Origin of the sequence: Stenotrophomonas sp. RIT-551 (genome assembly GCF_026241915.1) — a bacterium.
Classification (GTDB): domain Bacteria; phylum Pseudomonadota; class Gammaproteobacteria; order Xanthomonadales; family Xanthomonadaceae; genus Stenotrophomonas; species Stenotrophomonas bentonitica_A.
In genome coordinates this window covers 1-13,429 of record NZ_JAPJIU010000010.1, presented here as the reverse complement: position 1 = coordinate 13,429, position 13,429 = coordinate 1, and the positions used below count along the sequence as shown (strand labels likewise).

The following is a 13,429-nucleotide window of genomic DNA, read 5'->3' as shown; positions in this document are numbered from 1 at the left end:
CTACCGGGTCACGCGCGCGTCTGGCCTTCGCCGCGGACGACGAAGCGTTCGACGGTGAGCGCCTCCAGCCCCATCGGGCCATAGGCGTGCAGGCGGGTGGTGGAGATGCCGATCTCCGCACCCAGGCCCAGCTCGCCCCCGTCGGAGAAGCGCGAGGAGGCGTTGACCATCACCACCGCCGAGCGCAGCGCATGCACGAAGTGCTCGGCTGCCGCGGCGTCTTCCGTGGCAATCACTTCGGTATGGTCCGAGCTGTACTGCTGGATATGCGTCAGTGCCTGTTCCAGGTCATCGACCACGCGCACGGCGATGATCAGATCCAGATACTCGGCGGCGTAATCCTCCTCGCTGGCCGGCTCGGCATCGGGCAGCCACTGTCGCGCCACCGCGTCGGCGCGCACCCGCACGCCGCGCTCGGCCAGTGCCTGCGCGGCCAGCGGCAGGAAGCTCGGCGCGAGGTCGGCATGGACCAGAAGCGTCTCCAGCGAGTTGCAGGCCGAGGGTCGGCTGCATTTGCCGTCCACCAGCAGGCGCAGCGCAAGCGCGGGGTCGGCGGCGCGGTCCACGTACAGATGGCAGACACCCTTGTAGTGCTTGATCACCGGCACACGGGCATGCTCGGCCACGAACCGGATCAGCCCTTCCCCACCGCGCGGAATCGCCAGATCGATCAGATCGTTGAGCTGCAGCAGGGCAAGCATGGTCTCGCGGCGCAGATCCTCCACCAGGGTCAGTGCGGCATCGGCGACGCCCGCCTCGCGCAGCGCGCGCTTGAGCGAGGCGGCAATGGCAGTGTTGGAGTGGATCGCCTCCGAGCCACCGCGCAGGATCACGCCGTTGCCGGCCTTGATGCACAGCGCGGCGGCGTCGGCGGTCACGTTCGGGCGCGCTTCGTAGATCATCGCGATGACGCCCAGCGGCACGCGCACTTTCTGCACCCGGATGCCATTGGGACGCACGTCATCGCGGGTCACCTGCCCGACGGGATCGGGCAACGCAGCGACCTCGCGCAGCGCGGCGGCGATACCGGCCAGACGCTGTGGGTTCAGTGCCAGGCGGTCCAGCATCGCGGTGCCGATGCCCTTTTCCGTCGCCGCCGCAAGATCGCGTGCGTTGGCCGCGAGAATCGCATCGGTATCGGCTTCCAGCGCGGCGGCCATCGCGTCGAGCAGATCGGCCTTGGCCGACGCAGACAACTGCGCCAGCTGCCGGGCAGCGTCCCGGCAGGCCAGCGCCTGGCTGCGGATGTCGGTGGTGGAGCTGGCGACCATCTCAATATCCTCGGAAAAAACGGTAGGGCCACGCCATGCGTGGCCGGGGGATGTCGAACGGACCCAGGTTGCGCAGCCACGCATGGCGTGGCCCTACCGTGGATGTTCTTACGCTTTACAGCAACACCAGATCGTCGCGGTGGATGACGTTGCCACCGTAGTTGTAGCCCAGCACGCTCTCGATGTCGCGCGAGTGGCGCCCGGCGAGGCGGCGGATGTCGCTGGCCGAATACTGGCTGACGCCGCGCGCCAGGCAGACCTCACCACTATCAAGGCGCTGCCGGATCTCGACCATGTCGCCGCGACGGAAGTCGCCCTCGGCGCCCAGCACCCCGCCAGGCAGCAGCGAGGCACCCTTGCCGCGCAGCGCATCGGCTGCGCCGGCATCGACCAGGATCGCGCCCGGCTCCAGCGGCGCGTGCCGCAGCCAGTACTTGCGCGCGGCCACCCGGGTCTGCGCGGCATGGATGCGGGTGCCGAACAACCGCCCCTGGCTGAGCGCACGCACCACCTCGGCACTGCGCCCGTTGAACAGGCAGGTCTCGATGCCCACCCGCCCGGCCTTGGCTGCGGCTTCCAGCTTGGTGTGCATGCCACCGGTACCGGCGCCACTGCCGGCGCCGCCGGCCATCGCCAGGACCTCCACGGTCAACTCCGGCACGTCATGGATCGGCCGCGCCTGCGGATCGCGACGCGGGTCGGCGCTGTACAGGCCGTCGATATCGGTGGCGATGAACAGCACATCGGCGTCGATCAACGCGGCTACGGTCGCAGCGAGGTTGTCGTTGTCGCCGAGCTTGAGCTCGTCCACCGAGACGGTGTCGTTCTCGTTGACCACCGGCAGCGCGCCCAACCGCAACAGCTCGTTGAGCGTGGCGCGGGCGTTGAGGTAACGGCGGCGGTTGCGCAGGTCATCATGGGTCAGCAGCACCTGCGCCACCGGGCGCTCGAAAAAGCGCTGCCAGAGCCCGATCAGCTGTGCCTGGCCCAGCGCCGCGAGCGCCTGCCGCGCTGCCATCGCCGCGCCGGCTTCCAGCGCGCGCGGCACGATCGCCCTTCCGGCCGCAACCGCGCCGGAGGATACGATCACCACCTCGCGCCCAGCCAACACGTTGGCCGAGACGAACTGGGCCAGGCCCAGTGCGTGGCGTGGCGAGAGGCCGCCGCCGTCAGCGGCCAGCAGGCTGCTGCCCACTTTGAGTACGGCGCGTTTCCACTGCGGGACGGCTTGTTCGGTAAACGGCGAAGGCACGGGCTGGTTCATGTGGTCGGCGCGCTCAGCGCGTGCTCCATTCGTGGATACGGGCGGTGGCGCTGCCGTGCAACAGCAGCGGATCACTGTCGACCAGCGCCTGCGCAGCGGCCAGGTCGGCGATGTCCTGCAGCACGTAGGCGCCGCCGCTCTTGTCGGTGAAGCCACCGGTCAACAGCAGCTGCCCGCGGGCACGCACCTCATCGAGAAAACGCGCGTGTTCGGCACCGACCTCATCGCGGAAGGCCGGCGTACGGGTGACCATCACCAGGTAACAGGGTTTCATGGCGCTCCTTTCTCCAGGCAAGGCCCGGCGAGACGTTGCAGAAACGGCGGCCTCGCGGCCGCCGTCGTGATCACACCAGCGCCGCCCAGCGGGCGCGCAGTTCATCCAGCCGCAGGTCGGCCGCCGCGCCGGGCGACACGCGCGCGGCCAGGCTGCCTTCGGGGGTTCGCCCCTGCCCTGCCGTGTCCGCCGCCGCGGCGGCGGCCTTGTAGGCCTCGCGGAACGGCACACCGGCCACGGCCGCCTCCACCGCGACATCGGTGGCGTACATGCCCGAGTCGATCGCCGCGCGCAGCTTGTCGTCGCGCCATTCCAGGTTGGCCAGCAGCGCCGGCAGCAGTTCCAGCGCGGCCAGGCCGCGGCCGAAGCCGTGGAAGATCGCGCCTTTGCTGCTCTGCAGATCGCGGTGGTAGCCCGAGGGCAGCGACAGCAGCTGCTCGATCTCGGTGCGGGCCGCGGCCACGCTGGCATGGGTGGCGCGCATCAGTTCGATCACGTCCGGGTTGCGCTTGTTCGGCATGATCGAGCTGCCGGTGGTGTACTGCGCCGGCAACGCCACGAAGCCGAACTCGCCGCTGGTGAACAGCGACAGGTCCCATGCGATGCGGCGCAGGTCCAGGGTGGCGCCGCCGAGTGCTTCCAGCGCGGCCAGTTCGAACTTGCCGCGCGACAGCTGCGCGTAGATCGGCGAGATCTGCATCCGTGCAAAGCCGAGCGCTTCAGTGGTGTGCGCGCGGTCCAGCGGCAGGTTCACGCCGTAGCCGGCGGCCGTGCCGAGCGGATTGGCATCGACCAGGTTGAACGTGTCGTGCGCGCGGATCGCGTTGTCGATGAAGGCCTCGGCCCAGCCGGCCCACCACATCCCCGCCGAAGACACCACGGCGCGCTGGATGTGGGTGTAGCCCGGCACGGGGAGGTCCTTCTCGGCCTCGGCACGATCCAGCGCGACCTTGGCGATCTCACGGCTCAGTTCGGCCACGCGCAGCAGCTTGTCCTTCAGCCACAGCCGGGTCGCGACCAGGATCTGGTCGTTGCGGCTGCGCCCGGTGTGGATCTTGCGGCCGGCATCGCCGAGGCGCTCGGTCAGGCGCGCTTCGATCGCCGAGTGGCAATCCTCGAAGCGCTCATCCAGCACGAACGCGCCACTGCGGAAATCCTCGGCCAGCACGTCCAGCTCGCGCTGCAGGCCGATGCGCTCGTCATTGCCGAGAATGCCGATGTTCTCCAGGCCCTGCGCGTGCGCCTTGCTGGCCGCCACGTCGTAGAGGAAGAACTCGCGGTCCAGGATCACATCATCGCCGGCCAGGAAGGTCTGGATCTTGGCGTCTACCGCCACGCCGGGCTTCTGCCACAGAAGGTCTGCCATGTCTTGCTCCATAGGCGGAATCGCTCCGCCGGGTTGTCAGGGCGCGCGCAGGGGGCGCGCAGCGCCGTGGGAATCAGTGCGGGATGGAGGCCAGTTCGTCCAGACCCAGCGCCAGGTTGAGGTTCTGCATCGCCTGTGTCGCCGCGCCCTTGAGCAGGTTGTCCAGGGTCGCCACCACCACCACGCGCTTGCCGCCCGGGGCCACGTCGAAGCCGCCGATCTGGACGCCATGCCGGCCGGCGATCTGGCTGACCCACGGCGCTTCGTCGAGCACCTCGATCAGCGCCTCATCGGCGTAATACTTCTGGTAGAGCGCGATCACATCCTCGCGCTTGACCACCGTGTTGAGCCACAGGTTCACCGTCATGGTGATGCCACGGAAATGCGGCGCCACGTGCGGCATGAACTCGACCGGCACGCGCAGATGCGCGGTCACTTCGCGCTCGTGCACATGGTTGGTCAGTGCATACGGCATCAGGTTGTCGCGCAGCAGCTCGGGGTTGTTCTTGTCCGAGGGCGTGGTGCCGGCACCGGAGTAACCGGAGACCCCGAAACACTGCGGCGGGCCGGCCAGCTGCTGCAGCAGCGGGCTGATCGCCAGCTGCATCGCGGTGGCATAGCAGCCCGGGTTGCTGATGTGCCTCTGGCCCAGGTAATCGCCGCGGGTCAGCTCCGGCAGGCCGTAATACCAGCTCGGCTCGAAGCGGTGATCGGCCGACAGGTCGACGATCACGGTCTCCGGCCGGGCCGCATCCAGCGCGGCGACGAACGGTGCGGCCAGGCCATTGGGCAGCGCCAGGATCACCGCGTCCATGCCCTTTGCAGCGACGGCATCGGCATCCAGGTTTTCGAACTGCAGCTCACCCTGCCAGTCGCCGTGGTGATCGCTCACGCGCTGGCCGGCCAGCTCGCGCGAGGAGACGAAGCCCAGCTGCAGGCTCGGGTGGGCGGCGATCAGCTTGATCAGCTCGGCGCCGGTGTGGCCACGTGCGCCGACGATGCCGACGGTGAAGATCTTGGTACTCATGCGTGTGCGTCCAGGCGGTACTGCAGGTGGCGTTTCACCCCCTGCCATTCCGCATCGATGATGGAGAAGATGACGGTGTCGCGCGGGGTGCCGTCCGGGTGGCGCTTGTGGTTGCGCAGCACGCCGTCCTGCTTGGCGCCCAGCCGCGCGACCGCGGTGCGCGAGGTGACGTTGAACCAGCTGGTCTCGAACACCACGCTCAGGCATTCCAGCCGCTCGAAGGCATGGGTGAGCAGCATCAGTTTGGTTTCGGTGTTGATGCCGGTGCGCTGGGCGGCTTCGCCATACCAGGTGTAGCCGATGCTCAGGCGCGGCACCTCGGCGTCCAGATCGTAGTAGCGGGTGGTGCCGACCACTTCATCGGCATCGTTGAGGACCACGAACGGCAACACCTTGCCCTCGGCCTGCGCCTGCAGCGCGGCCTGGACATAGGCGGTCATGGTCTTCGCACTCGGCACCTGGGTGTACCAGAGCTTGGACAAGGTGCCATCCCCCAGTGCGCCGCGCAGGCCATCGATATGCGCCATCTGCAGCGGCTCCAGCCGGGCATGGGTGCCGGCCAGCGTGGGGACCTTGGTCCAATCGGCAAGATTCATCGGGTTCAGCCCTCCAGGCTGGGGGTGCGTGCGGCGCAATGCTCGACGTACGCTTTGATGCGGTCGAAGCCATCGGCGCCGAACCAGAACACCTTCCAGTGGCCCTGCTTGTAGCAGCCATCGGATTCGGCGTAATAGAAGTGATTGATCGGGTTGCCGTTGCGCGAGCGCCAGAACAGCTGCGGAGTTTCGTCCAGCATGACATTCCAGACCGCGCGGCCAAGGCCTTCGCCCTGCGCGTCATCGAGCACCGCGAACTTGTCCAGGTAGACCCCTTCCGCTTCATCGGTGAGGATCACCGCGGTGCGGTAGTTCTCGCTGACGTAGGCGCGCAGCAGCTTGGTCTTCTGGAAGTAATCCGCCACCAGGGTGCGGCCGAAGCTGGATTCGATCAGCTGCTTGAGGCGCGGCAGATCGAGTTCGTCCCAGCGGGTGGCGCGCAGCACTTTCTCGCCCTTGCGCACCAGCGTGCCCGAGCCCTTGTGGGTGAACAGTTCCTTGGCCAGGTCCGCCGGGCGGGTGATGGAGACCGAGGATTCCAGCGGCAGCCGATCCAGCAGGTCCTTGATCTGTTCGATCTTGACCCGCATGCCGCCATGGATCCACGGCTGCTGCATCAGCTGGTCGTACTCGGTGGAGAGGTTGATCGAATCGATCACCTTGCCCTCTTCATCCAGCAGGCCGCCGGTGCCGGTCAGGAAGATGATCTTGTACGGCTGCAGTTCCTGCACCAGCTCGTTGGCGGCGAAATCAGCGTTGACGTTGAGGATCTGCCCGCAGCGGGTCTCGCCCAGGCTGGTGATCACCGGGATCGACCCGGCGCGCAGGCTGGCCTCGATCGGGGCCAGATTGACCTTCTTGACCTCACCGACCAGGCCGTAGGTGGCCTGGTCCAGGTACTCGGCTTCGAACACGCCCCCGGTGATAGAGGTCGCGCGTGCGCCATTCTGCTGCAGCGCTTCGACCAGTTGCAGATTGGAGGCCTGGAACACCCGGCGCACGATCGCCAGGCCTTCGGCCGAGGTCACGCGCAGGCCGTTCACGGTCTGCTTCTCGATGCCGGCCGCCGAGAGCTCGGCGTCCAGCTGCGGGCCGGCACCATGCAGCACGATCGGGGTCAGGCCGACTTCCTGCAGGAACGACAGCGAGGAGGTCAGCGCGTCCAGGTCATCGCGCAGCACCGCGCCGCCGACCTTGACCACGGCGAAGCGTTTGGCGTCCAGCTGCGAGAAACGCTTGAGGTACTGGCTGATCTCCTTCGCGCTGGCCATGCTCGAGAGCAGGCGCACGATGGTCTGACGGGTCTGGCGGTGGGGCTGGGAAGAAGGCATTTCGATATCGTCGCAGGCGGCCGCAGCCGCGATGGGAATTCCGTCAGTGGGGGACCACGACGGCGTCATTCGATCAGGCGCCGTGCGCGATGATGCGGTGCACGGACTCGGTGTAACGCTGCAGCTGCTCCAGCGTCACGAACTCATCGGCGGTGTGGGCCTGGGCGATGTCGCCCGGGCCGTACACCAGCGTGGTGTAACCGCCGGCCGAAAACAGCGAGGCCTCGGTCCAGAAATCCACTGCGTTGCCGATCGGGATGCCCAGCGCATCGGCCACGTCACGCGCAGCCAGACGGCGGTTTTCTGCTTCGGCGATATCGCCGGCCGGGAAGCTGGGCCCGCGGAAGGTCTCAGTGAACACCGCGGCCTCCGGTTCGGCGAAACCGGCAAAGGTGGCCAGCAACGCGTCGATATCCATCGACGGCAGCGGGCGGAAGCCGAAGCGCACCTCGGCGGCGGGCGCGATCATGTTGGCCTTGATGCCGCCTTCCACGCGCCCGATGTTGAAGCGCAGGCCGGTCAGCCCGCCAAAGCGCGCATGCGACAGCGACTCGACATGGTCCAGCGCGCGGTTGCCCCAGCGCATCGCCTGGTGCAAGGCGCTGGCGGCCGCATCCTGCTTGCCCGAGGCATGCCCGGCCCGGCCCTTGAACTGCATCAGCACCGAACTGATGCCACGGTGCGCGAGCACCGCTTCGCTCATCGTCGGCTCGGCGACCAGCACCGCTTCGTACGGAATGCCCCGGGCGAGGAAGGCGGCGATGCAACGCGGGTCGTTGGCCTCCTCGTCGCTGGAGAACAGGAACGCAGCATCGCCATCGCTGGCGTTGGCCGCGGCCACCAGGGCCGCCGCAGCGCCCTTGATGTCGCACACGCCCAGCCCGATCACGCGATCGTCCGCACGCCGCATCACGTGCGGGTCGGCCGTCCAATGCGGCGAGTCCGGCACGGTATCCAGGTGCACGTTGAACAGATACTTCGGCGTGCCACGCACCGCATACAGGCTGACCGCACCGTCGCCATGGTCGAGCACCTCCACGTTGAACCCGGGCAGGTTCGCACGCAGGTAATCGAAGATACCGCCAGTGGTGATCGCACGCGGCGGGTTGCGCGTGTCGAAGGACACGAGCTGCTGCAGGTGATCGAGTGTCTGTTCAAGCATGTGTCTGAGTATCCGTAGGGTTCAACATCGGTAGTGCCGGCCGCTGGCCGGCTCTGCAATGATCCAGCCGTGCCACGCGCCGGCCAGCGGCCGGCACTACCATCGATCGGCGTTGCCAGGCGCCGGCCAGGGGCCGGCACCCCGGTGCATCGCCTTAGCGGTTCACCTGCGCGTACAGGGTGGAGCTCATGCCGAACAGCTTGATGAAGCCTTCCGCTTCTTCCACGCCCCAGTCGGCCGACTGCGCATACGTAGCACCCTTGGTGTTGAGCAGGTGCGGCGACTTCACCGCAACGGCGTCCACACGGCCACCGCGGGTTTCCAGCACCACTTCGCCGTTGACCTTGGCCTGGGAGGACTTCAGGAAGGCCTCGATGTCGGTCTTGAGCGGGTCGTGGTAGAAGCCTTCGTACACCAGCTCCACCCACTTGCGCGCCACGTCCGGCTTGAAGCGGTTCTGCTGCTTGGTCAGCACGGCGTCTTCCAGCGCGCGGTGCGCGGCCAGCAGCGAGACCAGGCCCGGCGCTTCGAACACGATGCGGCCCTTCAGGCCGATCACGGTGTCGCCGGTGTACACGCCACGGCCCACGCCGTACGGGGCGAACAGCTTGTTGAGCCTGGCCAGGATCTGCTCACCCGGCAGCGCCTTGCCGTCCAGCTCGACCGCTTCGCCTTCGACGAACTTCAGGGTGACCGTCAGGGCCTGTTCCGGCCATTCGCTGCGCGGTGCGCACCAGCCGCGGGCACCCTCGCCCGGGGCTTCCCAACGGTCGATCTCGCCGCCGGACATGGTCAGGCCGAGCAGGTTCTCGTTGATGGTGTAGGCCTGCTGCTTGGCCCGCACGCCGAACCCGCGCTCTTCCAGGTACTTCTGCTCGTAGGCGCGGGTCTGGGTGTGTTCTTTCTGGATCTCGCGGATCGGCGCGACGATCTGGTAGTCGCCCAGTGCCTTCACGGCCAGGTCGAAGCGGACCTGGTCGTTGCCCATGCCGGTGCAGCCGTGGGCGATGATGTTGGTGCCCAGTTCGGCGGCGCGCTTGAGCGCGGCGTCCACGATCAGGTAACGATCCGAGACCAGCAGCGGGTACTGACCCTGGTAGCCCTCACCGGCCCACACGAACGGCTTGACGAAGCCACTCCAGATGGCCGGGCCACCGTCGACGGTGACGTGGCTGGTGACGCCCAGTTCGGCGGCACGCTTTTCGATGAAATCGCGCTCTTCGTCATCCACGCCACCGGTATCGGCGAACACGGTGTGCACGTTGTAGCCGCGCTCCTGCAGGTAGGGCACGCAGAAGCTGGTGTCGAGTCCGCCGGAGAAGGCCAGGACGATGTCTTTCTTGCTCATGGGGGTCAGGTCCAAGTGGGAATGCAATGTGGAATGCGTTTTTCGAGGCGGTAGAGCCACGCCATGCGTGGCTGCTATTGGTTGGGCGTCGCGAAGCCACGCATGGCGTGGCTCTACGGCCGCCGTGCTGCTTATCGTCCTGCCAGCGCCGACATGATCGCCTTCTGCACATGCAGGCGGTTCTCGGCTTCGTTGATCGCGATGCACTGCGCCGAATCCATCACGCCGTCGGTCGCCTTCACGTTGCGGCGCAGCGGCAGGCAGTGGCTGAAGACACCGTTGTTGGTCAGCGCCATCTTGGCTTCGTCCACGATGAAGTGCTTGTACTGGTCGCGGATCGGCTTCTCCGGCTCCCAGTTGCCGAAGAACGGCAGCGCGCCCCAGCTCTTGGCGTAGACGACATCGGCGCCGGCGTAGGCGCTGGCGATGTCATGGCTCACCTGCAGCGAACCACCGCTCTCGGCCACGTTCTGCTCGGCCCAGCCCATGTAGCGCTCATCCAGGATGTAATCCGGGGTCGGGCACAGCAGGGTCACGTCCATGCCCATGCGGGTGGCGATGGTCAGCGCCGAGTTGGCCACGGCGGTGTTCAGCGGCTTGGGGTGGTAGGTCCAGGTCAGCACGTACTTCTTGCCGCGCAGGTCCTGGGTGCCGAAGTGTTCCTGCAGCGCCATCACATGGGCCAGTTCCTGGCACGGGTGGGTGATGGTTTCCATGTTGATCACCGGCACCGGCGAGTACTTGGCGAAGCTCTTGAGCACTTCGTCTTCGCGGTCCTTGGTCCAGTCGATGAACTTCGGGAACGCGCGCACGCCGATCAGGTCGACGTAGCGGCCCAGCACCCTGGCCACTTCGGCGATGTGCTCTTCGGTATCCCCGTCCATCACCGTGCCCAGGTTGAACTCGATCGGCCAGGCATCCTTGCCCGGCTGCAGCACGATCGCGTGGCCGCCCAGCTGGAACGCGCCCAGCTCGAAGCTGGTGCGGGTACGCATGGAGGGGTTGAAGAACACCAGGGCAATCGACTTGCCCTTGAGCTCGTCGCCCAGCTTGTTGCGCTTGAACAGCGCGGCCTGGGTCAGCAGGGCATCCAGGTCGGTGCGGCTCCAGTCCTGGGTGTTCAGGAAGTGCTTCAGGGACATCGATCGATCCTTTGCGGCTGGTTTTCCACCGTTTCCGGCGGAGGTTGGGGGCGCCGGGGCGCGGTCAGGGCTCAACAAAACACATACAGATGAAACTTTTCAGATCGCAGAAACGAAAAAACCCAGCGCGGGGGCTGGGTTTTCCGAACAGACAGCACGAAGCTCCGGTTACCCAGCGAAAATGTGGGGTTCCGGTCGGCGGGCACGCGACGTCATGCCCGTAGCCATACGGGCGGCGCTGGTGTCGTGCTGGAAGTCGGTGAGTTTCATGGCCGCCCATCTTTGCATGCACCCGGGGTGGGTGCAAGGCCTGAATGGAAATTCAGGTTGAAGGTGTCGCCGATGGGGCGACGGGAGGGGTCACGGATTGGCGCCGCCGGCCTGTTCATTGCCGACCCAGGGGGTGATCGAGACCCGGATCTTGAGCCGGTTGCCCGGGTCTTCGGGCAGGCGCGAGCGGTACTTGGTGCCCTTGTAGACGTAGTCCACGTCGTAGGCGATCGGGCGGCGGAACTCACGGCCCACCGGAATGATCTTGCAGTCCCGGGTCAGCAGTGGACCGGTATTGGCCGGCGCGGCCTCCACCACGACGGTTTCCGAATAGCCACTCTCATCGGTGCTGCCATCTTCGCGGCGGAAGATCGAGCGCACCGAATCCATGAAACGTCCGAAACGACCCTTGTCTTCCTGCGGCTCTTCGCCGGTGACGTTGACCGGAGCCAGCGTGCGGGTGGAGACCGGCTCGCAGTGCTCCTCGGTACGCGTGGCGCGCAGGGTCTGGAAGACCGGCTCCACGTTCAGCACCTGGGCGTAGTCGAACTTGACGTTCTCCACGATCACCACCCGGTTGCGCACCTCACCGTCCTGGGCGCACGCCCCGAAGGCGGCACTTCCGAGCAGGCTGACCAGCGTCAACAACGAAGCGGATTTCATTGGCAACAAGGAAAAGGACAAGGGGGATAGTTTAGGCAGTGCCAGGCACAAGGGGCTGAACATTACCCTTCCGTGACGCGTATGCCCATAGGCCGGGCCCAGACGCGGCCCCGGGGCGCGCGTCCACGGGGCCGATCGGCTGAAGCCTTCAGCCGGCGGCCGTGGTGACGCGAACGCCTGCATGCCCTGCCCCGCATCCCCCCAAAGGCCCCGACACGTTCTAAAATCGACCGCTTACCCCCGCTCCCGACCCTCATGACCCTGCGCCTGCACAACAACCTGACACGCCAGCTCGAACCGTTCACCCCGCTCGATCCGACCTGTCCGACCCTGTATGTGTGCGGCCCCACGGTCTACAACTACGTCCACATCGGCAATGCCCGTGGCCCGGTGGTGTTCGGAGTGCTGGCCGACCTGCTGCGGCGCCGTTTCGGCGGCCTGCGCTATGCCCGCAACATCACCGACGTGGATGACAAGATCAACACGGCCGCGCGCGAGCAGCAGGTCCCGATCAGCACCATCACCGACCGCTTCGCCGCCGCCTACCGCGAGGACATGGCCGCGCTGGGTGTTGTCCCGCCGGACATCGAGCCGGAAGCCACCGCGCATATCCCGCAGATCGTGACGATGATCGAGCAACTGATCGCCAACGGCCACGCCTATGCGGCCGAAGGCCATGTGCTGTTCTCGGTGGGCTCCTACGCCGATTACGGCAAGCTCTCGCGCCGCGACCCGGACGAGATGCTGGCCGGCGCGCGCGTCGACGTGGCGCCGTACAAGCGCGACCCGGGCGACTTCGTGCTGTGGAAGCCCTCCAGCGACGAGCTGCCCGGCTGGGCATCGCCCTGGGGCCGTGGCCGCCCGGGCTGGCACATCGAGTGCTCGGCGATGGCCGCCGCGCATCTGGGGCCGACCATCGACATCCATGCCGGCGGCGTGGACCTGCAGTTCCCGCATCACGAGAACGAGATCGCGCAGAGCGAGTGCGCGCACGGCGGGCAGACGTTCGCCAGGTTCTGGCTGCACAACGGCATGCTCAACTTCGGCGGCGCCAAGATGAGCAAGTCGATCGGCAACATCGAGCGCGTGCACGACCTGGTCCGCCAGCATGCCCCCGAGGCGCTGCGCTATGCGCTGCTGTCGGCTCACTACCGCCAGCCGCTGGACTGGTCCGACGCGCTGATCGAGCAGTCGGTGCGTACGCTGGACCGCCTGTACGGCACCCTGCGCGACCTGGTCGACGTGGATGCCGCTGCGGTGATTCCGGCCGAGATCGAGGCCGCGCTGGATGACGACCTCAACACGCCGCAGGCACTGGCCGAGCTGGCCCGCATCGCCGGCGAGGCACGCAGGGCCGGCGACGCCGACAAGGCGCACTGGAAATCCGCCCTGCTTGGCGCCGGTCTGGCGCTGGGCCTGCTGCAGCAGGCGCCGGCCGCCTGGTTCGGTACTGCAGGCGGCACCGATGACGATGCGGCCATCCAGGCCCTGATCGACGAACGCGCCGCCGCCAAGCAGGCGCGTGATTTCACCCGCGCCGATGCGATCCGTGACCAGCTGGCCGCCGAAGGCATCGTGCTGGAAGACACCGCCCAGGGCGTGCGCTGGTCGCGCAGACGCTGAACGACCGCCCGGCTGACCGTCGGGCGCTGCCAGACACTGCCCGGTCCGCCGGGCGTCGCCACGACACAGGCCCGGCCACGGACGGCCAGGCT

The 13,429-nt window shown here is 67.2% G+C and carries 12 protein-coding genes; 1 reads left to right on the top strand and 11 read right to left on the bottom strand.

The features are described 5' to 3' along the window. Positions 1 to 8: 8 nt before the first annotated feature. From ORK51_RS12700 to ORK51_RS12650, 11 genes are all read right to left on the bottom strand, one after another. Positions 9 to 1,271 (bottom strand): glutamate-5-semialdehyde dehydrogenase, encoded by a 1,263-nt coding sequence (locus ORK51_RS12700; RefSeq protein ID WP_266085110.1) that lies wholly within the window; start codon positions 1,269 to 1,271, stop codon positions 9 to 11. Positions 1,272 to 1,386: 115 nt separating this feature from the next. Then, positions 1,387 to 2,535 (bottom strand): glutamate 5-kinase, encoded by a 1,149-nt coding sequence (gene proB, locus ORK51_RS12695; protein WP_266085109.1) that lies wholly within the window; start codon positions 2,533 to 2,535, stop codon positions 1,387 to 1,389. A gap of 13 nt (positions 2,536 to 2,548) precedes the next feature. Further along, positions 2,549 to 2,809, bottom strand: a complete 261-nt coding sequence (locus ORK51_RS12690) for a YciI family protein (RefSeq protein ID WP_266085108.1) — start codon at positions 2,807 to 2,809, stop codon at positions 2,549 to 2,551. Between the two features lie 70 nt (positions 2,810 to 2,879). Next, a complete protein-coding gene (gene argH, locus ORK51_RS12685; RefSeq protein WP_070425538.1) occupies positions 2,880 to 4,175 on the bottom strand; it encodes an argininosuccinate lyase in 1,296 nt (431 codons plus the stop codon). A 73-nt stretch (positions 4,176 to 4,248) separates the two neighbouring features. Further along, positions 4,249 to 5,202, bottom strand: coding sequence for an N-acetyl-gamma-glutamyl-phosphate reductase (argC, locus tag ORK51_RS12680; protein ID WP_266085107.1), 954 nt, complete (start codon positions 5,200 to 5,202; stop codon positions 4,249 to 4,251). Then, on the bottom strand, positions 5,199 to 5,798 hold the full coding sequence (locus tag ORK51_RS12675; RefSeq protein WP_266085106.1) for a GNAT family N-acetyltransferase: 600 nt from the start codon (positions 5,796 to 5,798) through the stop codon (positions 5,199 to 5,201). The genes argC and ORK51_RS12675 overlap by 4 nt, the downstream gene beginning before the upstream one ends. 5 nt (positions 5,799 to 5,803) lie before the next feature. Continuing rightward, positions 5,804 to 7,129 carry an acetylglutamate kinase gene (locus ORK51_RS12670; RefSeq protein WP_046273198.1) on the bottom strand — a complete coding sequence of 442 codons (1,326 nt, stop codon included), beginning with the start codon at positions 7,127 to 7,129 and terminating at the stop codon, positions 5,804 to 5,806. 73 nt (positions 7,130 to 7,202) lie between these two features. After that, positions 7,203 to 8,291, bottom strand: coding sequence for an acetylornithine deacetylase (locus tag ORK51_RS12665; protein WP_266085105.1), 1,089 nt, complete (start codon positions 8,289 to 8,291; stop codon positions 7,203 to 7,205). A 154-nt stretch (positions 8,292 to 8,445) separates the two neighbouring features. Continuing rightward, complete coding sequence (locus ORK51_RS12660; protein WP_070425541.1) at positions 8,446 to 9,639, bottom strand: argininosuccinate synthase; 1,194 nt, start codon at positions 9,637 to 9,639, stop codon at positions 8,446 to 8,448. 131 nt (positions 9,640 to 9,770) lie between these two features. Beyond that, a complete protein-coding gene (locus ORK51_RS12655) occupies positions 9,771 to 10,781 on the bottom strand; it encodes an N-acetylornithine carbamoyltransferase (RefSeq protein ID WP_019182833.1) in 1,011 nt (336 codons plus the stop codon). Between the two features lie 360 nt (positions 10,782 to 11,141). After that, positions 11,142 to 11,714, bottom strand: a complete 573-nt coding sequence (locus ORK51_RS12650; protein ID WP_266085104.1) for a hypothetical protein — start codon at positions 11,712 to 11,714, stop codon at positions 11,142 to 11,144. Positions 11,715 to 11,969: 255 nt separating this feature from the next. On the opposite strand from ORK51_RS12650, the gene cysS reads away from it, so the two are divergent. Further along, positions 11,970 to 13,337 (top strand): cysteine--tRNA ligase, encoded by a 1,368-nt coding sequence (gene cysS, locus ORK51_RS12645; protein ID WP_261997015.1) that lies wholly within the window; start codon positions 11,970 to 11,972, stop codon positions 13,335 to 13,337. Positions 13,338 to 13,429: the final 92 nt, after the last annotated feature.